The 24,197-nt window shown below is 62.4% G+C and carries 20 protein-coding genes and 1 pseudogene; 8 read left to right on the top strand and 13 right to left on the bottom strand.

Features of this window, described 5'->3' with window-relative positions:
* The first annotated feature begins 14 nt into the window (after positions 1 to 14).
* The 4 genes from AC0L15_RS14540 to AC0L15_RS14525 all read left to right on the top strand — a co-directional run bounded on the left by AC0L15_RS14540 (position 15) and on the right by AC0L15_RS14525 (position 4,676).
* On the top strand, positions 15 to 989 hold the full coding sequence (locus AC0L15_RS14540) for a methyltetrahydrofolate cobalamin methyltransferase (protein WP_023798928.1): 975 nt from the start codon (positions 15 to 17) through the stop codon (positions 987 to 989).
* A complete protein-coding gene (locus AC0L15_RS14535; RefSeq protein WP_287247417.1) occupies positions 940 to 3,069 on the top strand; it encodes an ASKHA domain-containing protein in 2,130 nt (709 codons plus the stop codon). Before AC0L15_RS14540 ends, AC0L15_RS14535 begins: the two co-directional genes overlap by 50 nt.
* 189 nt (positions 3,070 to 3,258) lie before the next feature.
* Positions 3,259 to 3,444 (top strand): hypothetical protein, encoded by a 186-nt coding sequence (locus tag AC0L15_RS14530; protein WP_287058564.1) that lies wholly within the window; start codon positions 3,259 to 3,261, stop codon positions 3,442 to 3,444.
* 248 nt (positions 3,445 to 3,692) lie between these two features.
* On the top strand, positions 3,693 to 4,676 hold the full coding sequence (locus AC0L15_RS14525; RefSeq protein ID WP_287247285.1) for an alpha/beta hydrolase: 984 nt from the start codon (positions 3,693 to 3,695) through the stop codon (positions 4,674 to 4,676).
* A gap of 2 nt (positions 4,677 to 4,678) precedes the next feature.
* On the opposite strand, the gene AC0L15_RS14520 is transcribed toward AC0L15_RS14525, so the two are convergent.
* Both AC0L15_RS14520 and AC0L15_RS14515 read right to left on the bottom strand, forming a co-directional pair.
* Positions 4,679 to 5,578, bottom strand: a complete 900-nt coding sequence (locus tag AC0L15_RS14520) for a LysR substrate-binding domain-containing protein (protein ID WP_287247286.1) — start codon at positions 5,576 to 5,578, stop codon at positions 4,679 to 4,681.
* Positions 5,579 to 5,590: 12 nt separating this feature from the next.
* The gene (locus tag AC0L15_RS14515) at positions 5,591 to 5,812 is read right to left on the bottom strand and encodes a hypothetical protein (RefSeq protein ID WP_287066415.1); all 222 of its coding nucleotides are present in this window, start codon (positions 5,810 to 5,812) and stop codon (positions 5,591 to 5,593) included.
* Here AC0L15_RS14515 and AC0L15_RS14510 point away from each other — a divergent pair.
* The 3 genes from AC0L15_RS14510 (at position 5,805) to AC0L15_RS14500 (ending at position 7,747) form a co-directional block, all read left to right on the top strand.
* Complete coding sequence (locus tag AC0L15_RS14510) at positions 5,805 to 5,993, top strand: hypothetical protein (protein ID WP_077383673.1); 189 nt, start codon at positions 5,805 to 5,807, stop codon at positions 5,991 to 5,993. The genes AC0L15_RS14515 and AC0L15_RS14510 overlap by 8 nt on opposite strands.
* 335 nt (positions 5,994 to 6,328) lie before the next feature.
* On the top strand, positions 6,329 to 6,463 hold the full coding sequence (locus AC0L15_RS14505) for a hypothetical protein (protein WP_023798921.1): 135 nt from the start codon (positions 6,329 to 6,331) through the stop codon (positions 6,461 to 6,463).
* 345 nt (positions 6,464 to 6,808) lie between these two features.
* Entirely contained in the window at positions 6,809 to 7,747 is a 939-nt protein-coding gene (locus AC0L15_RS14500; RefSeq protein WP_268931722.1) for a GlxA family transcriptional regulator, read from the top strand.
* Positions 7,748 to 7,800: 53 nt separating this feature from the next.
* On the opposite strand, the gene AC0L15_RS14495 is transcribed toward AC0L15_RS14500, so the two are convergent.
* The 11 genes and pseudogenes from AC0L15_RS14495 to AC0L15_RS14445 form a co-directional block, all read right to left on the bottom strand.
* Positions 7,801 to 8,649: a DUF1194 domain-containing protein gene (locus AC0L15_RS14495; RefSeq protein WP_023798918.1), complete on the bottom strand. Its 849-nt coding sequence runs from the start codon at positions 8,647 to 8,649 to the stop codon at positions 7,801 to 7,803.
* Between the two features lie 238 nt (positions 8,650 to 8,887).
* Positions 8,888 to 11,449 (bottom strand): GcvT family protein, encoded by a 2,562-nt coding sequence (locus tag AC0L15_RS14490; RefSeq protein ID WP_287247287.1) that lies wholly within the window; start codon positions 11,447 to 11,449, stop codon positions 8,888 to 8,890.
* A gap of 156 nt (positions 11,450 to 11,605) precedes the next feature.
* Positions 11,606 to 12,363 (bottom strand): annotated as a pseudogene (locus AC0L15_RS14485) (FkbM family methyltransferase).
* Positions 12,360 to 13,595: a hypothetical protein gene (locus AC0L15_RS14480; RefSeq protein WP_287247290.1), complete on the bottom strand. Its 1,236-nt coding sequence runs from the start codon at positions 13,593 to 13,595 to the stop codon at positions 12,360 to 12,362. The pseudogene AC0L15_RS14485 and the gene AC0L15_RS14480 overlap by 4 nt, the downstream one beginning before the upstream one ends.
* A 21-nt stretch (positions 13,596 to 13,616) precedes the next feature.
* Positions 13,617 to 15,089 carry an aspartate aminotransferase family protein gene (locus tag AC0L15_RS14475; protein ID WP_287247291.1) on the bottom strand — a complete coding sequence of 491 codons (1,473 nt, stop codon included), beginning with the start codon at positions 15,087 to 15,089 and terminating at the stop codon, positions 13,617 to 13,619.
* A 23-nt stretch (positions 15,090 to 15,112) separates the two neighbouring features.
* Positions 15,113 to 16,120: an NAD-dependent epimerase/dehydratase family protein gene (locus tag AC0L15_RS14470; RefSeq protein WP_287247292.1), complete on the bottom strand. Its 1,008-nt coding sequence runs from the start codon at positions 16,118 to 16,120 to the stop codon at positions 15,113 to 15,115.
* Positions 16,117 to 16,563, bottom strand: coding sequence for an EamA family transporter (locus AC0L15_RS14465; RefSeq protein WP_287247293.1), 447 nt, complete (start codon positions 16,561 to 16,563; stop codon positions 16,117 to 16,119). Before AC0L15_RS14465 ends, AC0L15_RS14470 begins: the two co-directional genes overlap by 4 nt.
* A gap of 120 nt (positions 16,564 to 16,683) precedes the next feature.
* Positions 16,684 to 18,036, bottom strand: a complete 1,353-nt coding sequence (locus tag AC0L15_RS14460; protein WP_287247294.1) for an FAD-binding oxidoreductase — start codon at positions 18,034 to 18,036, stop codon at positions 16,684 to 16,686.
* A gap of 2 nt (positions 18,037 to 18,038) precedes the next feature.
* On the bottom strand, positions 18,039 to 19,472 hold the full coding sequence (locus AC0L15_RS14455; RefSeq protein ID WP_287247295.1) for a UbiA family prenyltransferase: 1,434 nt from the start codon (positions 19,470 to 19,472) through the stop codon (positions 18,039 to 18,041).
* 259 nt (positions 19,473 to 19,731) lie between these two features.
* Positions 19,732 to 19,995: a hypothetical protein gene (locus AC0L15_RS14450; protein WP_023798910.1), complete on the bottom strand. Its 264-nt coding sequence runs from the start codon at positions 19,993 to 19,995 to the stop codon at positions 19,732 to 19,734.
* A 184-nt stretch (positions 19,996 to 20,179) separates the two neighbouring features.
* Positions 20,180 to 22,669 carry a mechanosensitive ion channel family protein gene (locus AC0L15_RS14445; RefSeq protein ID WP_287235716.1) on the bottom strand — a complete coding sequence of 830 codons (2,490 nt, stop codon included), beginning with the start codon at positions 22,667 to 22,669 and terminating at the stop codon, positions 20,180 to 20,182.
* Between the two features lie 216 nt (positions 22,670 to 22,885).
* Here AC0L15_RS14445 and AC0L15_RS14440 point away from each other — a divergent pair, with 216 nt between their 5' ends.
* Entirely contained in the window at positions 22,886 to 24,145 is a 1,260-nt protein-coding gene (locus tag AC0L15_RS14440; protein WP_287247296.1) for a sarcosine oxidase subunit beta, read from the top strand.
* Positions 24,146 to 24,197 lie beyond the last annotated feature (52 nt).

Raw genomic sequence — 24,197 nt, 5'->3', positions numbered from 1 at the left:
GAGGGAGAGATTGCATGACCCGGACGATCGTCGCCTCGGCGACACGAGAAATCATCATCGGCTTCGACCAGCCCTTCTGCGTGATCGGTGAGCGCATCAATCCAACCGGGCGCAAGAAGCTCGCGGCCGAGATGATCGCAGGCAATTTCGATACCGTCATCAGGGACGCGCTGGAACAGGCCGCCTGCGGCGCGACCATGCTCGACGTCAATGCCGGCGTCACCTCGGTCAACCCGAACGAGACCGAACCCGGCCTGCTGGTGCAGACGCTGGAGATCGTGCAGGGGCTGGTCGACCTGCCGCTGTCGATCGACAGTTCGGTGACCGCGGCGATCGAGGCGGCGCTCAGGGTCGCCAAGGGCCGGCCGCTGGTCAACTCCGTCACCGGCGAGGAAGAAAAGCTCGAAGCCATCCTGCCGCTGGTCAAGAAATACAATGTCCCGGTGGTTGCCATCTCCAACGACGAGACAGGCATTTCGATGGATCCGGATGTGCGCTTCGCCGTAGCCAAGAAGATCGTCGAGCGCTGCGCCGATTTCGGCATTCCGGCGCATGACGTGGTCGTCGACCCGCTGGTCATGCCGATCGGCGCGCTCGGCGACGCCGGCCGCCAGGTCTTTGCCCTGCTGCGCCGGCTGCGTGAAGAGCTCAAGGTCAACACCACCTGCGGCCTGTCAAACATCTCGTTCGGCCTGCCGCACCGCCACGGCATCAACGCCGCCTTCATCCCGATGGTGATCGGCGCTGGCATGACCTCGGCGATCATGAACCCGGTGCGGCCGCAGGAGATGGAAGCGGTGCGCGGCGCCAATGTGCTGAACGGCACCGACGAGAACTGCACCAACTGGATAAGGACCTACAAGGACTACAAGCCGGCCGAAGGCGGCCAGGCGATCGCGGCGCCCACGCAAGTCAATGCGCCGGGCGAAGGCAATGGCAATGGCGGTCGCCGGCGCGGCGGTCGTGAAGCCCGTATGGCCCGAGGATAAGCGCGCAATCGTGAACTCTCCTGCCAACATCACCGATCCGCTCGTGCTGTTCATGCCGTCCGGCAAGCGCGGGCGGTTTCCGGTCGGCACGCCGGTGCTCGATGCCGCACGCCAGCTCGGCGTCTATGTCGAGAGCGTGTGCGGTGGACGCGCCACTTGCGGGCGCTGCCAGGTCGAGGTGCAGGAAGGCAATTTCGCCAAGCACAAGATCGTCTCTTCCAACGACCACATCTCGCCCAAGGGCGCCAAGGAGGAGCGCTATGAACGCGTGCGCGGCCTTCCCGAACGGCGCCGCCTGTCCTGCTCGGCGCAGATCCTCGGCGATCTCGTCGTCGACGTGCCGCAGGATACGGTCATCAACGCACAGACCATTCGCAAGGACGCCGACACCAGGATCATCGCCCGCGATTCGGCAATTCACATGTGCTATGTCGAGATCGAAGAGCCCGACATGCACAATCCATCAGGCGATCTCGATCGCCTGAAGATCGCGCTGATGAAAGACTGGGGGCTCAACAGCCTCGATTTCGATTTCCATCTGCTGCCGCAGGTGCAAGGCATCCTGCGCAAAGGCAACTGGACCGCGACCGCCGCCATCCACAAGGATGCCGACAGCGAGACCGCGCGGGTCATCTCGTTGTGGCCCGGCCTCAAGAACGAGGCCTACGGGCTTGCCTGCGATATCGGCTCGACCACCATCGCCATGCATCTGGTGTCGCTGCTGTCGGGCCGCGTCGCCGCCTCGTCAGGCACGTCGAACCCGCAGATCCGCTTCGGCGAGGATCTGATGAGCCGCGTTTCCTATGTGATGATGAACCCGGACGGCCGCGAAGGCATGACAGTCGCGGTGCGCGAGGCGATCTCGGGTCTCGTCGACAAGGTTTGCGCGGAAGGCAACGTCCAGCGCAACGACATCCTGGATTGCGTCTTCGTCGGCAATCCGATCATGCACCATCTGTTCCTCGGCATCGACCCGACCGAACTCGGCGGCGCGCCATTCGCGCTGGCTGTCTCGGGCGCCGTGCACATCAAGGCGTCGGATATCGGCCTGAAGCTCAACCAGGGCGCCAGGCTCTACATGCTGCCTTGCATCGCCGGCCATGTCGGCGCCGACGCGGCTGCGGTGACGCTGTCGGAAGGCCCGCACCGCCAGGACGAGATGATGCTGATCGTCGATGTCGGCACCAATGCCGAGATCGTGCTCGGCAATCGCCAGCGGGTCGTGGCGGCCTCCTCGCCCACCGGTCCGGCCTTCGAGGGCGCGGAAATCTCCGGCGGCCAGCGCGCTGCGCCCGGCGCCATCGAGCGCGTCCGCATCGATCCCGACACGCTGGAGCCGAAATACCGCGTCATCGGCTCGGAACTGTGGTCCGACGAGCCCGGCTTCCTCGACAGCGTCCAGGCAACCGGCGTCACCGGCATCTGCGGCTCCGGCATCATCGAGGTGGTCGCCGAGATGTATCTGGCCGGTATCATCTCCGAGGACGGCGTCGTCGACGGTGGGCTCTGCGCCCGCTCACCACGCGTCACCGCCAGTGGCCGCACCTTCTCCTACGTGCTGAAGGAAGGCGAGCCGAGGATCACCATCACCCAGACCGACGTGCGCGCCATCCAGCTCGCCAAGGCAGCACTCTATGCCGGCACCAAGCTGTTGATGGAAAAGCAGCACACCGATCATGTCGACCGCATCCACTTCGCCGGTGCCTTCGGCTCCTTCATCGATCCGAAATACGCCATGGTGCTGGGACTGATTCCCGACTGCGATCTCGACAAGGTCTCGGCCGTCGGCAACGCCGCCGGTGCCGGTGCGCGCATGGCGCTGCTCAATCGCGGCTATCGCCGCGAGATCGAGGAAACGGTGAGCCGGATCGAGAAGATCGAGACCGCTCTGGAGCCGAGATTCCAGGAGCATTTCGTCTATGCCATGGCGCTGCCGAACAAGGTCGACCCGTTCCCGAAACTATCGGCGGCGGTGAAGCTGCCGCCGCGCAAGACCGTGAGCGAAGACGGCATTTCCGGCGATGCCGCGCCACGGCGTCGTTCGCGCGAAGGCCACGCCGCCCGGCGCGGCCGGGGGTAGCATCCCGCTGCTAAAAGCTGCACTCACCCTCATTCTCATTTGCATGCATATGTTTCCGGATCAGCCCAAACAGAAACAAGGCGCTGTTTTCGCGAAATCCATCCGATACACACGCGGCGCATTTAACCGGCATCGAACGGCAGGCAGGAAATAACTTTCAGCCGCCGCAGCACTCCAAGGGAGATGAAGATGTCGATGTTCGAAAGCCTCGGCCGCTTTGGTACGGCCATCAAGCATGCGCACAACAGGAACAGGTCGGTCCGGGCCATGAACAGCCTGCCGCCCGAAATTCAGAAGGATATCGGCTGGCCCGTGTCGCCGCGCAACGACCCGCAGGTCAGCTTCTCGGCCCTGCTTCTGGGTTCGGCGCGCTGATGACCTTCGCCGACAAATGCAAGCTGCTGGCCAAGCGCCGGAGCCGTCATCCGGCTCCGGCAGCAATCGACCGTCGGCTGTGCGCCGTACTGCTGCCCAGGCGCTGAGCGATGCTGCGCTGGCCTTGATTGCCAGCCAAATCACAGGGCCGTGTTGAGACCGCGCAAATCTTGACATTCTGGGCGAAGGCACGATCTTCGATTGCGAGGGGTTCTCTTAGTCGGCTCAGCCGAAGTCCGTGTGTCCGCATGCCCAGTATCAAAAGCCACGTCGTTTCCTTCGTGCTCAGGTATAGCCGCAAAAAAGCCTTTTCCAGCCCGGAAAACCTGCAGCGCTGGATCGCCTACGCCCGCAAGACGGAGAACCATCAGCCGCCCGCATCGCTGCATCAGCGTTTCGAGATCGCGACGCGCAGCGTGGACGGCTTTCCCGTGTACGAGATCGCGCCGAAGACCGGCGAGCGAAAGCGGATCCTCTACCTGCATGGCGGCGCCTATGTCTTTCAAATCACGTCTTATCACTGGGGACTGATCGCCGATATGGCCGACCGGCTGGGCTTCGGCATCACCGTGCCGATCTACCCCATTGCTCCCGAACACGATTTCCACGCCATGTTCGGCATGGTCGGCGAGGTCTACCGTCAGATGCTCGACGAAACGGAAGCGCAGGACATCGTCTTCATGGGCGATTCCGCCGGCGGCAACATGGCCGTGGTGCTGACCATGATGGCCGCGGAGGAAGCCCTGCCCTTGCCGTCGCGCCATGTGCTGATTTCGCCAGGCCTCGACATGTCGCTGGCCAACCCCGAAGTGTTCGAGGCGGAACGCAATGATCCGTGGCTGGGCATTCCTGGTGGCCTCGAGGCGATCCGGCTTTACAGTGCCGGCATCAATCCCAGCGACTGGCGCATCAGCCCGCTTTACGGCGACCTCTCGGTGTTGCCGAAAACGCTGCTTCTGACCGGTTCGCGCGACATGCTGACCCCCGACAATCTGATCTTCGCGCAAAAGGCCGGTGCCGCCGGTGTCGAGATAGAGGTCGTCTATGAGGAAGGCATGTTCCACGTCTGGCCGCTGATCGACATGCCAGAGGCGCGGCGCGCGCGAGACAGCATCGCGACGTTTTTAACCAGCGAAACCAAGAGCTATCAGGCCAAAGCCGGCGAATTGGCGCTGCAAAGAACAGGTCGTGAAGTCCCCACTCACAACCTGTCTGCGCCATTGAGGTCCTAAAATCAGAACTTTCCGGTTTCTCTGAACACTTCGAACGTTGCCCGGATGTGATCGGCAACGGCTTTCACTGGCGCGCTGGCGTCCGGCGCCACGACCATGGCCAGATTGTAGGTGCCGATGTCGGGCATGCCGTCCTTCGGGCAAAGCTCGACCATGTCGCTGCCGAGGAACGATTTCGGCAGCGGCGCCACCGCGAGGTCGGACATGATCGCGGCGCGCTGGCCGGCGGTGTGCGCGCTCATATAGGCGACGCGATAGTTGCGGCCCTCACGGCCGAGCGCCTCGAGCGCCCCGGCCCGCCAGGCACAGCCCTCTTCCCACAATGACACCGGCAGCGGTTCGCGCAGATGCGCGCAGCCGCCCTTGGCGCCGGCCCAGACGATCGGTTCGGTGAGCAGCACTTCGGCGCCGAGCGCGCTGGTCTTGTAGGAATTGGTGAGAAGCGTGATGTCGAGCGCCCGGTCGTCCATGCGCCGGCGCAGATTGCTGCTCTGGTCTATGGTCACGTCGACGGCGATCGAAGGATGCGACTGTGCAAAACGCTTCAGCACATGCGGCAGCACGCGCTCGCCATAGTCGTCGGGCGAGCCGAGCCGCACCACCCCATCAATGTCGGGGATGATGAACTTCGACACCACCTCGCGGTTGATCGACAACAGCCGGCGGGCGTAGCCGAGCAGCATCTCGCCATCCGTGGTCAGCGTCACCGAGCGCGCGTCGCGCGCAAACACCGAGCGGCCGAGAATGTCCTCCAGCTTCTTGATCTGCATGGAGACAGCCGACGGTGTGCGGAAGACGGCACTGGCGGCGGTGGTGAAACTGCCGGTTTCGGCGATCGCCACGAAGGTGCGCAAAACGTCGAGATCGAGCAGCGGCAACGGATGATTGAGTGGGGCGTTCATCGGGATCGACCTTCAATTTTTCTGATGCAAACTATCATTCCATTTCGTTTGATTGAACATCACTTTGGGAGGATAGTCAACTCCATCGAAGGCAGACGCATCGAAGGCGGCGTTGAAACGACTGCGACACTGATCTGCAATCGACACGAAATGAAGCTGAAACAAACCGGATGTAGCGCTTGGTCCGCCGAGCACCGGCACCCGGCCCAACCCAAGGAGAATTAAAATGTCCATCCTGTCATCCATCGGCCGCATCGCGACCGAATTCAGCGCGGCCCGCGCCCGCTACCAGACCGAACGCGCCATCCGCTCTCTGCCGATCGAACTGCAGAAGGATATCGGCTGGCCTGAAGCCGCCGACACCAAGACCGGCACTCGCCACGGCGTTGGATCCTGGGCTGGCGGAGCAAAATAGATCGTGTGTATCAAAAGCTGAAGGCCTGCCGCACAGACCATGTCCGGCAGACCTTTTATTTGTTGAGCAAATGTTCTTTTAGAGCCATGTCGCCGTTGCATGACGCATATGAATACGCCGCATAGCAGCGGGATTCCTGCCTAACGCCTTGTACATATTCACAAATTTTGGGCAGACTGCCCAAACTTATCGCATGCCATGTCGCTTTTCATGTCAAGTGCTTCGCTTTTGTGATTTAGTTTCCCTTCACGTAAGCCTATATCAGCGCCAGCCAACGAGCTGCCCCACTCCATCACGCGAAGGCGACCCGTCTGAGCAACCGAATGGAGATGATGATGAAGCTTTTTGCCCGCCTTTTTGCTCGCCGTGAAATGAGCCTGACGACCGCGCTCGAGCGCCAGCGCCTTGCCAACACAATGCCTGGCCAGACCGGCGCCGTGGCCGCCGCGCGCCTCGGCTTCGTCGCCTGATCTGCCAAGCTCGCAAGCGGCGCTCGCTGCTTCAAAGTTTGATCACAACGCCGCTTCGGTTTGCCGAGGCGGCGTGCCTGGTCATGCCCCGACCACATGCGGCCTATGCTCAATCCGGCAGCAGGTTGGGTCGTCATCGCATAGCGATTGCCCATTTGCGACCCATGTCGCAAATAAAGTCTTTTCGTTGCCGCCTAGCCGATTGACAGGAAAGATTTTTCCTGATGTCGCTATGCTGATCGCGACATCCTGTTCGCGCCATTGCAGCGTGAGGGTTACCCTGTGAACGTCGTAAATCATCCGATCAGGCGATCGTTTGTATTCTTCCTGGTCCCCGATTTCACCATGATCGCCTTTGCAACGGCGCTCGATCCGTTGCGCTCGGCCAACCGGATGCTCGGCTACGAAGCCTACCGCTGGCGGCTCGCCAGCATTGACGGCAAGCCGGTGCGCGCCTCGAACGGCGTCGAATGCGCCGTCGACACCTCGCTGGAGGACGAACGCAAGAAGATGTCCGGCTCCGAACGGCCGAACATGGCGGTCGTTTGCAGCGGCATCAATGTCGAGCGCTACCAGAACAAATCGGCCTTCGCCTGGCTGCGCGAGGAATACAATCGCGGCGTCGCCATCGGCGGCCTGTGCACTGGCGCTCATATACTGGCCGCCGCCGGCCTGTTGTCCAACAAGCGCTGCGCCATTCATTGGGAGAACCTGCCGGGCTTTTCCGAAGCGTTCCCGAAGGCCAATGTCTTTGCCGACCTCTTCGAGATCGACCAGAACATCTACACCTGCGCCGGCGGCACCGCGGCGCTCGATATGATGCTGAAGCTGATCGGCGACGATTTCGACGACAATCTCGTTAACCGGGTCTGCGAGCAGGTCTTGACTGACCGCGTGCGCAGCCCGACCGATCGCCAGCGCCTGCCGCTGCGCGCACGCCTTGGCGTGCAGAACTCCAAGGTGCTGACCATCATCGAATTGATGGAAGCAAACCTGTCCGAGCCGCTGTCGTTGATCGAGATCGCCGACCATGTCGACCTGTCACGCCGGCAGATCGAGCGCCTGTTCCGCACCGAGATGGGACGATCCCCTGCCCGCTACTATCTGGAGATCCGCCTCGACCGGGCTCGGCACTTGCTGATCCAATCATCGCTGCCGGTGGTCGAAGTGGCGGTCGCTTGCGGCTTCGTCTCCGCCTCGCATTTCTCCAAATGCTACCGCGAGCTCTATGCGCGCTCGCCGCAGCAGGAGCGCGTCGATCGCAAGCAGTTGCTGGCCGCGTAGACAAGGCAAGGCAATATTTTGCACGCGTACCTCTGGCGGATGGCGATTGAAGTCTAGCGGGTGTCGAACATCCAGCTTCGGTCGCGCCACATTTTCTCGCCGACCAGGCAGTCGGTGGCCGGCTTGTCCTGCGCCAGCACCACCGGCGGATGCGCCGCTTCTTCCGCCGCCCATTGCGGTGAGGCAGGCCCGGCAAGCTCAAGCACCAGCTTGCGGCGGATCGCTTCGGGAAACTGCGTCCACTCGTTGACCGGGATCATGAACGCGCCGGGCCCGCCGATGACGCAGTCTGTGTAATAGCGGTCGAGATAGTTGACGTCGTAGACGCTGGTGAAGCCGCCCCGGGTCATCAGCGGCAGGCCGTTGATGGTAATGCCTTGCCTGACCAGTTCGTCACGGATGATGTCGACGGGGGCACCTTGATTGTTGGGGCCATCGCCTGAAATGTCGATGACGCGCTTGACGCCCTGAAAGCCGCTCTCGGCGAAGAGATCGCTGCTGAATTGCAAGGCACCGGAAATCGAGGTGCGCCGCGCGCTGTTGGGCGCATGGGCGGAGAGTTGCTCGACGACCCGCTCGGCGTCGGCACGATTGGCGATCACCGTCCACGGCACGATGATGTGCTGCCAGGTCGTGCCGGCCCATTCGACATAGGTGACGGCAATCTTGCCGTAGGCGCCGTCGGCGATGGCCTGCAGTACCGTGTCATGCGTCAGTGCCGCGACATAGCCGCGACGCTGGATTTCGAGTTCGGCCGGCGACATCGACAGCGAAACGTCGACCGCCAGCACCAGTTCGACGTCAACGGGATCGGCAGCGCGGGATTCCGGCGCCTGGACGAACGTCAGCGCCAGCGCGGCGGCGCCTGAGAGGAGATGTCCTGCGCGGGGAAAAGCAGACATGCCGCAAGGTAAGCGAAAATCGTCGCGCCACAAAGCGAAAAGCCTAGCCCCGGGCTAATGCATGTCGTCCAAAAGCATGCCCTCGGGCTTGAACCAAGGATGCGCAGCGGGTTTGGGCAACGACTTGCATAAAAACGAGAACTTAAGGCGCGGCGCATGGCCCCACAAAACGTGACGCGCTTTAAGTCCTTGCATTCACATTTTTGCGAGTCCGCCCCTCACCTCTTTTGTGGGAGGCTCAGCTGCGTGGCTTGAGGTTGTCGGGGTCGTAGAGCGGCCTGTAGCCGACGGCGGCCACTTCGACCGGGTATGTCTCGCCGAAATATTCGACATCCAGCTTGCGGCCCTCCTGGCAATACGTCCACGGCAGATAGGCGAGGGCAATGTTCTTGCCGATGGTCGGGCCGTAGGCGACCGAGGTCGTGAAGGATCGGCGGCCGAGTTCGTCGACCAGCGTTTCACCCGTTTGCGGGTCCATCACCGGCAGCGTGCCGACGGGATAACGGGCAACGCCGTTGGAATCGACATTATCCGTCATGACAAGTGTGCAGAGCATGGCCGGCTGATGCGCGCGGGCGCGATAGTCCAGATGCTTTGCCTTGCCGCTGAAATCGGCCTCCTTGACCTTTGGGCGGGCAAGATCGGCCTCCAGCAGATTGTACTCGGTCAAAAGATCCGCATTCTGCAGGCGCAGGCTCTTCTCCATGCGGCGGCTGTTGGCATAGGTCTCGACGCCAAAAGCCATCACGCCGGTCGAACGCAAAGCATCCCATACGGCCAGGCCGTCTTCGTACCGCATGTGCAGTTCCCAGCCCTGCTCGCCGACATAGGAGATCCGGAAAGCGGTCACGTCCTTGCCGGCGATCCTGACAGGCTTGATCGCCGCAAAGGGGAAATTCTCCGGCGTCAGGCCGTCCGGGTCTTCCACGACCTTGCTCAATGTTGCCCGGGCGTTCGGACCCCAGATACCGACGGTCACGTATTTTTCGGTCACGTCGGTGATGGCGACATCGAACCCGTTGTCTTCTGCCGTCCGCCGCATGTAGTGGAAGTCGCGCGGACCGGCATCTGCGCCGTCGATGACACGGCAGCGGTCGGCCATGCGGATGACGGTCAGGTCGGCGCGCACCATGCCCTCATCGTCGAGGAAATGGGTGTAGATGCCTTTGCCGATATTGCCGTCGCCGCCGATCCTGGCCGCGCACAGCCACTCCATCAGCGCGACATGATCAGGGCCTTCCACGTCGTACATTGCGAAATGCGACAGGTTGACGATGCCGCAATCCTCGCTCATGGCGAGATGCTCGGCATTGGAGACGCGCCAGAAATGGCGGTTGTCCCACTCGTTTTCGCGCACCGGCACGCGGTTGCCATATTTCTCGAGCAGGTGCTCGTTGGCGGCATAGCCATGGGCGCGCTCCCAGCCGCCGAGTTCCATGAAATAGCCGCCGAGTTCCTTCTCGCGCTCCCAGAAGGGCGAGCGGCGCACGTCGCGAGCCTTGGAGAAGGGCTCGCGCGGATGGACGGCCGGATTGTAGACCTTCATCGCCGTTTCGGTGCAGCGGTCCCAGATGAACTGCTCTTGCGTCTGGTGCGGATAGAAGCGCGAATAGTCGATGGCGTGGTGGTCGATCGACGTCCGGCCGTCCGTCATCCAGTCGGCGATGAGCTTGCCCATGCCGGGGCCGTCCTTGACCCAGATCGCGACGGCATACCAAAGGCCCCGCACCTTCTGGCTCTCGCCCATGGAGGGGCCGCCGTCTGCCGTCACCTGCAGAAGCCCGTTGAAGGAATGGCTCTCATTGTAGCCCAGTTCGCCCAGGATCGGCGTCAGTTCCATGGCGCGCTCGAGCGGCGCCAGGATCTGTTCCATGTCGAGGTCGCGCTGCGAGGGCGATAGACGGGCCTGGTCCTTCTCCAGAAGGTCGCGCGGATGGCAAAGGCGCGGATTGGTCTCTTCGTAATAGCCCCACTCGATCTGCCCGCCTTCGGCGGTCTTGGGATCGCCGGTGTCGCGCATGTAAGCCGAGTTGCCCTGGTCGCGCAGCAGCGGCCAGCCGATCTCCTTGCCGGTGCCGGCGAACTCGGTATTGGGCCCGAAGAAGGTGAGCGGATGGTCGATCGGCATGACCGGCAGGTCCTCGCCCACCATTTCCGCGATCAGCCGGCCCCAGATACCGGCGCAAACGATCACGTAGTCGGCTTCGATGGTGCCGCGATCGGTCACCACGCCCTTGATACGACCGTTCTCCACGACGAGCGACCTGGCCGGCGTGTTGGCGAAGGATTTGAGTTTTCCGGAGGCTTCCGCCTGGTCGACCAGCTTGCCGGCGACCGTTTGCGAGCGCGGGATGACAAGACCGGCATCGGGATCCCACAGGCCGCCCTGCACCATCTCTTCTTCGATCAGCGGGAATTTCTGCTTGATCTCGGCCGGCTCGATCAGGCGGGCACGCGTTCCGAAAGCCTTTGCCGAGGCGATCTTGCGCTTGATCTCCGCCATGCGATCGTCGTCGCCGACGCGGGCAACCTCGAGGCCGCCGATACGGGCGTAGTGACCCATCTTTTCGTAAAAATCGATGGAGTAGAGCGTCGTCCAGCAGGACAGGAAATCATGGCTGGTGGTGTAGCAGAAGTCGGAGGCGTGCGCTGTCGAGCCGATATCGGTCGGGATGCCTGACTTGTCGATGCCGACGAGGTCGTCCCATCCGCGCTCGATCAGGTGATGGGCGATCGATGCGCCGACAATACCGCCCAGCCCGACGATGACGACCTTCGCCTTTTCTGGAAACCCTGCCATTGCCCGCGACTCCAAAGTGGTAAAGCGGGCACCGGCGCCCGTTTGATCGGCGCACAATATGCAGGCGGCAGCCGCCATGCTACCGCCTGTTTGCGACACGCTGCAGATGCGACGCGACCCGAAAGGATCAGCTGCTTTCGGGGAGGGGGCTACCCCTCAGGCGAAGGCCCAGATGTCCTCGGCCTGGAAGCCGACCTGGTAGCCGGCGATCTTCAACTTGACCACAACCTGGCCGATCTCGGCCGCCGGCAACGCACCAACCTCGACCTTGATCATGCCGGGACGGTAGCGCTCGAGGTCGAGCTGCTCGAAGACGATCCAGTCGGCGCCTTCGCAATCGACAAGGAAGGCGTCGATATGGGTGATGCCGTTGCGGTCGAGCAGCGTCTGCAATGTCTCCGACGGCACTTCGATATCCCTGAGGTGCGGCGCGAATTTGTTGAAGTTGGCATCGGCCTGGCCCCAGGCATTCTTGCCGACATCAAATTGGTGTCGGTCACCGACGAGCAGCCGATGAACTCGATCGGCAGCGTGCCAGCCTCGAGTGCGGCGGCATCGAAGGTGTGGACCGTGATCGTTCCCTTGGTCTTCGTCACTGCGACCGGCTCGATGACGAAGCGGCCCGTATCGGTATAGTTGGCGCGCAACCGCTTCTGGTTGTGCGGGATCGGCTCGACCAGTACGGCGCGAGCGTGCGGGATGCGGTGCAGCCACGGCGTCACATCGTCGAACAACACGCCATCGCAGGCGCCGACATTGACCATCTGGAACCGCCGTTTTGCCCCACTGAGGCGCGCCTTCAGCGCGGCCTTCGCCAGGAACTTCGTACCGCGCAGCGACGGCCCGCGATCGAGGATGCCAGCGGGGAGGCCGAGCGACAGCGCGCTGCGCGCCAGGCTGGAAACGGAACTCATGACTTGTCTCCAGGAATGACGTGCAATGGCGCGGCGCCGCGCCCTTTGGTGCTCGCTGATGCCCACAACGCCATGAATGGCCCGGCGAGCAGCAGGAACGGCGGGATCAGATTGGGAAAATAGATGCGGGTGTCGTGGATCGGGAAGACCGTGAATTTGGCCAATACGCCGAGCACCAATGCCGCAAACAGAATGCCGGCGCGGCGGTCGAGCTTGAAGCCGGCACGGCTTGAGGCATACCACCCCGCCAGCGCCATCACCGAGACGCCGACCCAGTTGTTCAGGCTGACGGCACGGATCAGGGAGGCGGCAAAAGCCCGGAGGTAGGCGACAGCCGAGAACGGCGGATCGAAGCCGGCCATATTGTAGTGCTGCTCGATCGAGGAGAACCACAGATGCGGCCACCAGCCGGGATGCTGCGCCCAGTGCGAGATGGCGAAATAGGCGACGAGCGAGGCGGCAAAGCCGGCCAGCGCGCCCCACGCCTTCTGCCGGAAGACCAACAGCAGCACGGCAAAAATAGCAAGGAAAACAATATTGTCGGGCCGAGCCATGAAAGCGAGGAAGAGCAGGATCGCGGTGGCCACTTCACGACCGCGCCTATAGGCAAAGAGCCCGCCGAGGAACAGCGCTGAGCACAGCAGGTCAGGCGTCAACGCCCGCGCCGCGTCGCCGAAATCGGCCATCATCAGCACCGCGCCGAGAACCGGCGCCAGCGCCAGCGCGCCCTCTGAGCGCAGCCAGAGCAGCGCGATCGCGCCGAACAGCAATACCGAGAACACCTGCAGCAGCCGCATCGCCGCGACCGGCGACATCGCCGAGCTCATCGTCGACAGGATCTCGGCGTAAAGGAACTTGATCCGGTACATGCCGAGCAGCGAATGGAAATCGGCGGCATTCCCGGCCATATGACTGCGGAAGCCGCCGCCATCATCGGTCAGCGCCTGGTAGTCGCTCGCCGACAGGCCGTCCCTGACCGTGCCATAGGCATAATCGTGCAGCGCCTGCACATCGCGATAGGTGCCCTCCTCGGCGATCGCGAGGTAGGGCAGCATGTCCCAATTGGCGTCAGGCATGAACCATGCCGTCGCCGCGGTCAGCAGAATGTAGAGCGCGAAGGCAGCCGCCCCGATCGGTGCGGCAAGACGCGCATAGGTGCCCTCGCCCCATGCCAGACCGGCCTTGGTCAGCCGGTCGAGCAGGTTTGTCGGAGCCGGAGACTTGCTCAGCATGGTCTCGCTCGGCGCACCTGGTTAACGGACCTGGCTTTTGACGAAATCCTTCACGATCGACACGATGCCGCGCGACAACAGGCTGTCGAGCGCCTCGACGAAGCGGTCGACATGTTCGCGCTGGCAGATCAGCGGCGGTTCGAGACGTATGACGTTGCGATTGTATTCGGTGAAGGCGACGAGCACGTCGTAGTCACGCAGCAGCAAAGCACCAACAAAACCGGACAAGGATCCCTTCAGCTTGTCGTCAAGCACGCTGACCACAGGCCGCAGCACAATCGGCAAGGTCTGCGAAAAATCGTGGAATTCCAGCCCGACCATCAAGCCTTTGCCGCGGACCTCCTTGATGATCTTCGGGTATTTTTCCCGCAACGTCTGCAGGCGTTGCAGCAGATAGTCGCCGGTGACCGCGGCGTTGTCGATCAGCCCCTCGTCGTAAAGCACGTTGAGCGCCTCGATCGAGGTGACGCAGGCCTCGCCCATGCCGCCGAAAGTGGCCATGGCGTGGATCATCGCCGTCTTCGGCGTGCCATAGGCCTTCATGTAGACCTCGCGCCTGGCGATCATCGCGCCGACCGCCGCCTTGCCGCCTCCGAGCGACTTTGCCAGCGCCGTGACGTCCGGAACGACGCCGTAGTGCTCGAAGGCATAGAAGCGGCCGGAGCGGCCATAGCCGCACTGCACCTCGTCGGCGACCCACAGAACACCGTATTGGTCGCATAGCGCACGCAGCTTCTGCCAGTATTCGGCAGGCGCCTGGATGATACCGCCGCCGCCCTGGATGGTTTCGAGCACGATGACGCCGACCTCGGGATCGGAGCGGAAGGAGCGCTCGACCGCTTCGATGTCGGCGAACGGAATGCGCATGACATTGTCGGCCATCTTGAAGTCAGCGCGATAGAGCGAGCCGTCGGTGATCGCCAGCACGCCCTTGGTCTTGCCGTGAAAGGAATTCTCGGCATAGACGATTTTCGACCGCTTCGGGCCGGCGGCGCGCTCGGCGAGTTTCACCGCCGCCTCCATGGCTTCCGAGCCGGACGAGCCTAGAAACACCATGTCGAGGTCGCCGGGCGAGCATTTGGCGAGATTGTGCGCTAGCGCCGCCGCATATTGCGACATGAAGGCGATGGCGATCTCCTGCCGCTTCTCCTCCTGGAACTTTTTGCGCGCCTCCAGAAGGCGCGGATGATTGTGGCCAAAGGCCAGTGAGCCGAAGCCGCCGAAGAAATCCAGGATACTGCGGCCGTTCTGGTCGATGTAGAACATGCCTTCGGCGCGCTCGACCTTGATCTTGTGGAAGCCGAGCAGCTTCATGAAATGCAGCTGACCGGGGTTGAGATGCGCCTTGAACAGGTCGGTCATGCGCGCGACGTCCATCGCCTTGGCCTGCTCGACGCTGATCAGATCGGGCTTGGCGGTGATGGCGGACGAAAGTGCCGGCGCGCTGACCGTGGCGCGCGCTGTCGTGTGGTCTGGCTTGGTCATGACGGTCATCTCAAGAATCTCCTGCTGGCCCTTCACTCGGCGGGCACATGGTTGGCGGCGACGGCATGGCCGCCTTTCTTGGCGTGATATTCGCTGTAGGCGGCGATCAGCATGTCCTCGTCGCGATATTGCGGCACCCAGCCGAGCTGGCGTTCGGCCTTGGACACGTCGAGCACGCAGTCCTCGTCGGCGATCAGATACTGCTCCGGATCCATGATCGGCATGTTCAAGAGGTCGAGGAGGTCGAGCGTGCGCTTGACTGCCCAGCCCGGTGTCGGGATCAGGATCGATTTCGAGCCGGCATGCCTGATCAGGTCGCCGAGCAGTTTACGGACCGGCGGCGGGTTGAGCGAGCCGAGATTATAGGCCTCATCAGGCACGCCGGCCTTCCACGCGGCGCGCGCCGCCTCGGCGCAGTCGAACACCGAGATGAACTGATACGGGTTCTTGCCCGAGCCGATCATCGGCACAGGAAGGCTCCAGTCGATCAGCTTGAACAGTTTTTCGAGGATGCCGAGGCGGCCGGGGCCGATGATCAGGCGCGGCCGAAACAGCGAGATCGACATGCCGCGCTTGCGCCATTCGACGGCCAGTTCCTCGGTCTTCTGCTTCGACCGGCCATATTCGCCGAGCGGCGCAACCGGGTGTTCCTCGGTCATCGGTTGCGTGACCGTGTGGCCGTAGATCATGTCGGTCGTGTAATGGACGAGCTTGGGCGCGCCGGCTCTGTCCATCGCCTGCAGGATGTGCTCGGTGCCGTGGAAATTCACCGGAAAGAAGAATTCGTGGCGCTTGGCGCGCACCTGGATCGGCGACAGCATTTTCGCCGACAGATTGTAGACCATGTCGTCGGCCTTCAGACCGACCGAAGCCACCGATGCCGGATCGGTGACGTCGCACCCGACATATCGGACCGAGCGGTAATGCGGCAGGTCGCTTTTAGCGATATCGGCGACGACCACCTCCTCGCCATCGGCCAGGAGTTTCGGGGCAAGGTGGCGGCCGACGAAACCGTCACCGCCGAAGATCACATGTCTCATCGAACGATCCCACTGTGAATCTTGTCGGACGAAAGGGATGCCGTTTCCTCGTCATGCCCGAGATCAGCCAAATTCCGGCCACTTTGGGCGATCAGTACCGTGCCGACGCAGATGAAAGCGATGCCGGCGATGCGCCAGCCATTGAGGTCTTCGCGGAAGATGAAATAGGCGAAGATCGCAACGGCGACATAGGCGAGACTGAGGAACGGATAGGCGAAGCTGAGCTCTACCTTGGACAGCACATAGAGGTGTGACGCCATCGAGATGACGAAGGTGCACAGGCCGAGGAAAACCCACGGGCTGAAGACAATCTGCAACAGCTTCAGCAACGGATTGCTGCCCTCGAAGGAAATCGAACCAAGTGACATCATGCCCTGCTTCAGCATGAGTTGCGCGGCGGCGTTGGTCATGACCGTAAACAGAATGAAGACGATGTATTTCATGTTTTTCCCATAAAGCCTTCCCTGTTCTATTGAAAACTTTCAAACATTTCGTGAAGCACAAAAAGCCTTGACGAAAGCTTGAGTTATCGACGCATTAACCACAACCTATTCGAATGTTATCTATTCCGCGGCTTCGGCGGTTCCGTGTCGCGCCTCGAGCTTTTTCGCCGTTCGCGCCCAGAAACTCGACATGAAGGCGGGATCACGGATCGCTTCGAGGCGTTGCCATTCCGGAAAGGAGGCTGCGAAAACGTCGTCGCCCATGCGGGCGTCCTTGTAGGGATTGACCGCGCCACCGGCCTCGACCGTCATTTGGTCGAGCTCCTTCAGCAGCGCCAGCGTCGCCCGGCCACGGTTGGGGAAATCCAGCGTCAACGTGAAACCCGACCGCGGGAACGACAGCAGTGCCGGCGAGCGGACCCCGCCGAAGCGCTTCAGGACGGTGAGGAACGAGCCCTGCCCGGCCAGTTTTGCCGCCGCAAGCAACGCCGGCACAACTCGGCGCGCGACGTCTTGCGGCATCACGCTCTGGTGCTGGAAAAGCCCATTCGGTCCATAGAGCCGGTTCCAGTTGCCGACGCCGTCGAGCGGAAAGAAGAAACCCTGGTAGCCGACCTGGCGCGGCGCCGTCGACCGGCCTTTCTTCCACCGGTAGGCGGCATTGAAGGCAGTCAGGAACGGCCGGTTGAGCACGTTGAACGGCGGCTGGAACGGCACAGAAAGATTTCCACCGGCCCGCAAGGCCACATGGGAGCCATGCTCGGCGTGATTGCCGGTGAACAGCAGCCCGCGCCCGCGACTTTGGCCGCCGGCAAGCTGGTCGATCCAGGCGACGACGTATTCGTTGGCCTGATCGGCCGCTTCTGCAAGTTCGAAGAACTCGCCGAGACCACGGAACGGCGTCACCTTCTCGATGATGTCGAGCGATGACACCCGCATCAGCCGGATCGATGCGGACAGTATCAGCCCAGTCAGCCCCATGCCGCCGATCGTCGCCGCGAACTGGCGTTCATTCTCGGTGGCCGAGCAGTAATGGGCCTGTCCGTCCGATCTGAGCAGCGTCAAGGATTCGACGTGGCAGCCGAAGGTGCCGCGCCGGTGATGGTTCTTGCCGTGAACGTCGTTGGCGATGGCGCCGCCGAGCGTGACGAACTGCGTGCCCGGAACGACGGCGGGAAAGAAGCCGTATGGCGCGGCATGGGCGATGATGTCGGACAGAAGCACGCCGGCCTCGGCCTCGATCACGCCGGTCTCGGCATTGAAGGCGCGGATCCTGTTCAGCGGCCGCATATCGATGATCGTTCCGGCCCCATTCTGGCAGGAATCGCCATAGGAGCGGCCGTTGCCGTAGGCGAGCAAAGCGTTTCTTGTCGCCTTGCCGCTCTTCAGCAACGCAACAGCGTCGTCCGCCGGGATCACATTGAGTGCCGGTGGCGTGGCAAGACCGAAGCTCTGGAACCGCTCCTGCCCCAAGCCTACCAGCCTCCGACGACCAGAAACACAGCGCCGATGAGCACGACGATCTGGCTGCGCCAGTCGCGGATGATGAAGACGACCGGATCGTCATGCATCTGGTCGCGGCGGGCGAGAATCCAGACGCGCATGGTCAGGTAAAGCACGATCGGCGCCAGCGGCCAGACCAGCCAAGGATGCGGATAAAGTTCGCGCACCGCAGCGCTGTCCATATAGAGCGCCAGCACCAGCGCCGAGGAAAAGGCCGACGCCATGCCCGCCTGGGCGACAATCTCCTGGTCTTCGGTGCGGTAGCCGCGGCCGGCAATGCGCTCGCCGGCCGGAATGGCGGTCGTGCGCAGCTCGACAAACCGCTTCACCAGCGCCAGCGACAGGAAAAAGAAGATCGAGAAGGCCAGCAGCCAGAAAGAGACGTCGACGCCGGTCGCCGCGGCGCCAGCCAGAACGCGGATCGTGTAGAGACCGGCCAATGTCAGCACGTCGATCAGAAGCATGCGCTTGAACGACAGCGAATAGCCGGTGGTGATGACCATGTAGCCACCGAGCACGCCGAGGAATTCAATCGGCAGCAGAAGCCCTGCAGCAACGCCTGTTGCGAGCAGCACCATCATTGAACCGAGGCCGAACGGGATCGACAGCGCGCCGCTGGCGAATGGCCGGTTGCGCTTGGTCGGGTGTTTGCGGTCGAGCGCGAGATCGAAGAAATCATTGAGGATGTAGATGGCGGAAGCGACTGCGCTGAACGAGACGAATGCCAGCAGGCATTCCCAGATCATGTCGGCGTTGAAGTATTCGTGCGACAGCACCATCGGCACTGCGATCAGCGAGTTTTTCAGCCACTGATGAACGCGCAGCATCTTGACGATGGTTCTGAATGTCGGTTTCGGCGCCGGCATGATTTCAGCACTGTGCACGGCCTGCCAGCGCGCGGCATGACGGTCGGGGGCGACGACGATTGCCGTGCGCGCGGCGTCGAATACCTTAAGGTCGTGCCGACTGTTGCCGGCATAGTCGAAGCCGCCATCGCCATAGGCGGCGACAAGCGAGGCGCGCTTTCTGCCTGACGTCGTGTTGTGGGGGCCATCAGTCGCCAGGACGCGATCGAATATGCCGAGATGTGCGGCGATCGCCTCGGCGAATTTACGCGGCGTCCCGGTCGCCAGCACGATCTTGCGGCCTTCGCTATGTTCGGTGCGAAGGCGCTGAAGCAGCGCCTCGCGGTAGGGCAGCGACGCAGGATCGATGTCGATGCGTTGAGCGATGGCCTGCTTCAACCGCGCCGGCCCGCCGGCGAGCCAGAACGGCACCAGGAAAACATAGAGCGGATTCTTCTTGAGAAGGATGAACAGACCTTCCCACAACAGGTCCGTCGCGATCAGCGTGCCGTCGAGATCGACAGCAAGCGGGATTGCGTTCCTGTCCGACCGCACATCCATTCTTCGTTGCCCTGCCTAAAAGCGCATGATCCCGAAAGCCGACCTTTCGGAAAGGATCAGGCGCCGATCCAAAACCCCATGCTTGGCGTCTTCGGCCCGATATAGCGGGCAACAGCGCAGCGATCGTTAAAGCGTCCGGCCCGGCCTGGCTTGCGTGACGGTATTTTCCCTTTCATCGTTAAGTTTCGATAACCCGAAACGATCAAAGGCCGGGCATTTGCCCGGCCTTCTAAAAACTAGTCAACGTTTTTTGACGCGGTTACTTGATGCGGGCGACGCCGCCAGAGATTTCGATTGTTTCCGAACCGGTCAGCGCTTCGAGGTCGCCATTCGGCATGGTAACGAAACAGCCGGTCGGGCAGAATTCAGCGGTTTCGCCGGCGGCCAGCGCCAGCTCCGTCTTGCCACCGCCTTCGGTCACGACGAGTGTGCGGGTCTCGGCGTCCTTGTTGGTGGCGCTGGCGGCAAAGGCTGAACCGCCCACGGCAAGAAAAGCGATGGCGGCGACGAGCGACTTCCACATTTGCAGTATCGGTGTTGCCACCGCCTCTGTTGCATTTCGCAAGGCATTCCCGCCCTTTGCATGTGAGCTTATATGAGATGCAAGCTGAACGGCAACTGAATGCCGCATTCATGCCGCAATTGCTTTGGCTGCGTCGGAAGCGCAGGTATCAGCCGTTCGCAGGCCGGCTGAATATCAATAAACCCTAATCGGGATCCGGCTTGCGGGTCTTGCGCCCGGATCTGGCCAGGCGTTTCGTCTCGGCCACGGCTTCCGCCTTTGCTTGCTCCTGTTCCGCAAAATCGACTTCGATCTTGTCGTCATCGATCGGCCACGCCTCATGCTTCTTGGTCTCGACGACGGCGCGCGGCGCCGACGGAATTTCGATATGCTGATCGGCGAACTCGTCGAGGACGGCAAACCGAATGTCGTTCTGCACGATGTTGCCGTTCATCACGTCGGCCAGGAACACACGGATTTCGAATTCGAGAGCGGCCGCCCCGAAATTGGTGAACAGCACGAAGGGTTCCGGATTTTTCAGCACCAGCGGATGGCCGCGCGCAATCTCCAACAGCACAGCATGGGCCTGCTTGACGTCGCTGCCGTAGGCGACGCCGACCTTGATGTCGATGCGACCGAGCTTGTTGCGGTGCGTCCAGTTGCCGACCGCATTGTTGATCAGGTTTGAATTGGGCAGGATCACCGACTGCCGCTGGAACGTCTCGATCTCGGTAGCGCGCACGCTGATCTTCTTGACCGTGCCGCTGATCTCACCGGCGACGATCCAGTCGCCGACCTTGAACGGCCGCTCGGCCAAGAGGATCAGGCCGGAGACGAAGTTGGAGACGACATTCTGCAGGCCAAAGCCGATACCGAGCGACAGGGCGCCGGCGACAAGCGCCAGGTTGGAGAGATCGATGCCCGCCGCCGAGACGCCGACGAGGGCTGCGAGCGCGACGCCGGCATAGCCGACCGCCAGCCGGATCGAGTTGCGCACGCCGGTATCGACCTTGCCGCGCGCCATCACCGAGCCGTCGAGCCAGCCCTGGAACCAGCGCGTCAGGAAATAGCCGATGATGAAGACGACGATGCCGGTGAGGATGCCGGTCACCGAGATCGTCACGGAGCCGACGGTGAGGCCCGTCGCCAGCTTGTAGGCCCAGGCCTCGATGTCGCCGGGCTGGAAGCCCCACATCAACAGGATCAGCGGCAGGAACACCAGCACGATCATCAGGTTGATGGCGACGCTGACGACCAGGCCGAGTTGGTCGAGCGCGGACTCCTCATAACTGGAATTGGTCGATAGCCAGCGCCCGATCGACGTGTTGGCAAAGCCACCTTCCTCGCTGATCGCCCGCGCTGACAGGAAGCCGATATAGGCGGTCACCAGAATGGTACCGGTGACCACGACCTGCAGCGAGACGAAGATGGCAAGGCCGATATAGCCGAGCAGCGCCGTGGCAATGGTGAAAAGGCCTAGCGCGACGGCGGTGTAGCGCAGCCACGCCGGCCAGGGGCGCCAGCTTCCGTCGGTGGCCTTGAACGGCTTCAGCAGCGCCATCAGGATCAGGATGATGCCGACGATGACGGTGGCGACAAAACTTCTGGCGATGGTCAGAGACAGCGGCGAGCCCATCGTGTCGTTGACCACCGACAGGAAATAGTTGACGCCGATCACCACCGCCATGGCGGTCGTCAGCCGCACCAGCCAGCGTGCCGGGCCTGATTCAACGGGGATGAGCCGCCAGTTCGGCAGCCGCGGCTCCAGCGTCGCATTGGCCAGTCGGTTGACGCAGAACACCACCGCGATGACCCCGACCAGCGCCTTCAGGAAAACGCCAATGTCGCCGCGCAACACATTGTAATAGTTGAAAAAGAACACGGTCGAGACCAGGAATACGCCGACCGCCAGCGTCGGCAGCAATGTCGACCAGAACGCCACCGACAACCGGCTGAGATAGGACGGATCTTCGACCGACGGGTCCGCTTCGAAGATACGCCCGAACAAACGCCGCCCACCGACAAAAAGCACCGCCGCCAGGGAAAGCGCCGTCAAGGTCGCGGCCAGCACGGCCTGGAACTTGAACTTGAAGACAAAGGCCAGCCACGACGACACTGCCTTGTTGAAGCCGGTAAATTCACCATTGGCATCGGAAATGACTTCAGGGCTCAACGCGTCGGACAGCACGTAGCGCTTGGTGAGCAGATTGCGAAACAGCTCGCTGCGCATATTGGCGATCTTGGCGATGAGGCCGCTGATTCGGATCGACAGGTTTTGCGCCGCGGCGATGACAGCATTGATCTCGGCCTTTTCGGACGCCAGCGCCTGGCGTTCGCTGGTCACGATGTCGGGTTCGGGTGGCTGGCCCGCGGCGGGCGGCGCCGCGAGCTGATCGAGCCTTGCGTTGATCTCCGAAAGGCGCGGGCGGAAGACAAGCGCGCTGTCCAGCGCACCTCGCGACATTTCCTCGAGCTGCAGGCGGATGTCGACAAGGCTGGCGTCGTCGTCACCGTCCTCCTGGATTTTCTTTTCGAGATTGTCGGTCCTCGTCGTCAGGTCCTGCAGGATTTTCTGCTGGTCGGCGACCACTCCAGAGGCAGCCTGCTCAAGCCCCTGCGCCGCCGCATCAAGCGACAGCGGCGCCGAGGCGACGATCGCCAGGACCAGAACGAAGCGGAGCAGTCGGAAAAGCATGATCGTTTGGCGACTCACAGGCGGTAAGGCGTTCTAAAGCTCGCCCTTGATAAAGACGCTGATACCGGGGAGCAAGCCGTCCCGCCCTGCCCACCCTTCGGAGTCGGCCAGTCGAAAAGCGATGGCGCAATATTGGCTTTGCGGCAGCGGCCTGCTCTATAATGTGCCGCATCGCCCAAAACGGCTGACGAAAAGCCAGAACGGACAACAAAAAGAATGGCGGAATATTCGGCCTTCTCGCTTCTCAAAAATGCGCTGACCGGCAACAAGGACTGGAAACCGGCCTGGCGCAAGCCGGACCCGAAGGCGTCCTACGACGTGATCGTCATCGGCGGTGGCGGCCATGGCCTGTCGACCGCCTATTATCTCGCCAAGGAGCACGGCATCACCAACGTGGCAGTGCTGGAAAAGGGCTGGCTCGGCTCCGGCAATGTCGGCCGCAACACGACAGCCGTCCGCTCCAACTACCTGTTGCCGGCCAACACGCGCTTCTACGAACATTCGATGAAGCTGTGGGAGAACCTGTCGCACGATCTCAACTACAACGTCATGTTCTCGCAGCGCGGCTGCCTCAACCTCGCGCACACGCCCGCCCAGCTCGACGATTTTGCCCGCCGCGGCAACGCCATGCGCCATCTCGGCGTCGACGCCGAACTGATGACCACGGCCGAGATCGCGCGCCTGGTGCCGGCGCTGGACGTCTCCGCCACGGCGCGCTTCCCAATCGTCGGCGGCCTGATGCAGCGGCGCGCCGGCACCGCCCGGCACGATGCCGTCGCCTGGGGCTATGCGCGCGGCGCCGACCGCCGTGGCGTCGACATCATCGAGAATTGCGAGGTCACCGGCTTCCTGCGCGACGGCGAACGCATATCGGGCGTCACGACCTCGCGCGGCGAGGTCCGCGCCAGGAAGGTGGCGGTCGCGGTGGCCGGCAGCACCGGGCAGGTCATGCGGCTCGCCGGCATCGATACGATGCCGATCGAGAGCCACGTGCTGCAGGCCTTCGTGACGGAATCGCTGAAGCCGTTCATCAACACGGTCCTGACTTTCGGCATGGGCCATTTCTACATGTCGCAGTCGGACAAGGGCGGCCTTGTCTATGGCGGTGACCTCGACGGCTACAACAGCTACGCCCAGCGCGGCAGTTTGCCTGTTGTCGACGAGGTGATGAGCGAGATGCTGGCGCTGTTTCCGGGTCTCGCCCGGGTTCGCATGCTGCGCTCCTGGGGTGGCGTTTGCGACATGTCGATGGACGGTTCTCCCATCATCACCACCGGCCCGCTGCCGGGCATGTATCTCAACTGCGGCTGGTGCTACGGCGGCTTCAAGGCGACGCCGGCCTCCGGCTGGTGCTTTGCGTGGACCATAGCCAAGGATGAACCGCACGACATCAACGCGTCTTTCACCCTGGATCGCTTCCATCGCGGCCTGGTGATCGACGACAAGGGCCAGGGCGCGACGCCGCGGCTGCATTAGACCATGATCCCGAACCGCAGGTCGGCGTAACCAAGAGTGGAAACCGGTTTTC

Source organism: Mesorhizobium sp. WSM4846, from assembly GCF_055811415.1.
This window is presented reverse-complemented; position numbering and strand designations above follow the sequence as displayed.

Coding starts and splice junctions, on each gene's coding strand:
- AC0L15_RS14540 (WP_023798928.1), top strand. CDS start 15: ATGACCCGGACGATCGTCGCCTCGGCGACACGAGAAATCATCATCGGC.
- AC0L15_RS14535 (WP_287247417.1), top strand. CDS start 940: ATGGCGGTCGCCGGCGCGGCGGTCGTGAAGCCCGTATGGCCCGAGGAT.
- AC0L15_RS14530 (WP_287058564.1), top strand. CDS start 3,259: ATGTCGATGTTCGAAAGCCTCGGCCGCTTTGGTACGGCCATCAAGCAT.
- AC0L15_RS14525 (WP_287247285.1), top strand. CDS start 3,693: ATGCCCAGTATCAAAAGCCACGTCGTTTCCTTCGTGCTCAGGTATAGC.
- AC0L15_RS14520 (WP_287247286.1), bottom strand. CDS start 5,578: ATGAACGCCCCACTCAATCATCCGTTGCCGCTGCTCGATCTCGACGTT.
- AC0L15_RS14510 (WP_077383673.1), top strand. CDS start 5,805: ATGTCCATCCTGTCATCCATCGGCCGCATCGCGACCGAATTCAGCGCG.
- AC0L15_RS14515 (WP_287066415.1), bottom strand. CDS start 5,812: ATGGACATTTTAATTCTCCTTGGGTTGGGCCGGGTGCCGGTGCTCGGC.
- AC0L15_RS14505 (WP_023798921.1), top strand. CDS start 6,329: ATGAAGCTTTTTGCCCGCCTTTTTGCTCGCCGTGAAATGAGCCTGACG.
- AC0L15_RS14500 (WP_268931722.1), top strand. CDS start 6,809: ATGATCGCCTTTGCAACGGCGCTCGATCCGTTGCGCTCGGCCAACCGG.
- AC0L15_RS14495 (WP_023798918.1), bottom strand. CDS start 8,649: ATGTCTGCTTTTCCCCGCGCAGGACATCTCCTCTCAGGCGCCGCCGCG.
- AC0L15_RS14490 (WP_287247287.1), bottom strand. CDS start 11,449: ATGGCAGGGTTTCCAGAAAAGGCGAAGGTCGTCATCGTCGGGCTGGGC.
- AC0L15_RS14480 (WP_287247290.1), bottom strand. CDS start 13,595: ATGCTGAGCAAGTCTCCGGCTCCGACAAACCTGCTCGACCGGCTGACC.
- AC0L15_RS14475 (WP_287247291.1), bottom strand. CDS start 15,089: ATGACCGTCATGACCAAGCCAGACCACACGACAGCGCGCGCCACGGTC.
- AC0L15_RS14470 (WP_287247292.1), bottom strand. CDS start 16,120: ATGAGACATGTGATCTTCGGCGGTGACGGTTTCGTCGGCCGCCACCTT.
- AC0L15_RS14465 (WP_287247293.1), bottom strand. CDS start 16,563: ATGAAATACATCGTCTTCATTCTGTTTACGGTCATGACCAACGCCGCC.
- AC0L15_RS14455 (WP_287247295.1), bottom strand. CDS start 19,472: ATGGATGTGCGGTCGGACAGGAACGCAATCCCGCTTGCTGTCGATCTC.
- AC0L15_RS14450 (WP_023798910.1), bottom strand. CDS start 19,995: ATGTGGAAGTCGCTCGTCGCCGCCATCGCTTTTCTTGCCGTGGGCGGT.
- AC0L15_RS14445 (WP_287235716.1), bottom strand. CDS start 22,669: ATGCTTTTCCGACTGCTCCGCTTCGTTCTGGTCCTGGCGATCGTCGCC.
- AC0L15_RS14440 (WP_287247296.1), top strand. CDS start 22,886: ATGGCGGAATATTCGGCCTTCTCGCTTCTCAAAAATGCGCTGACCGGC.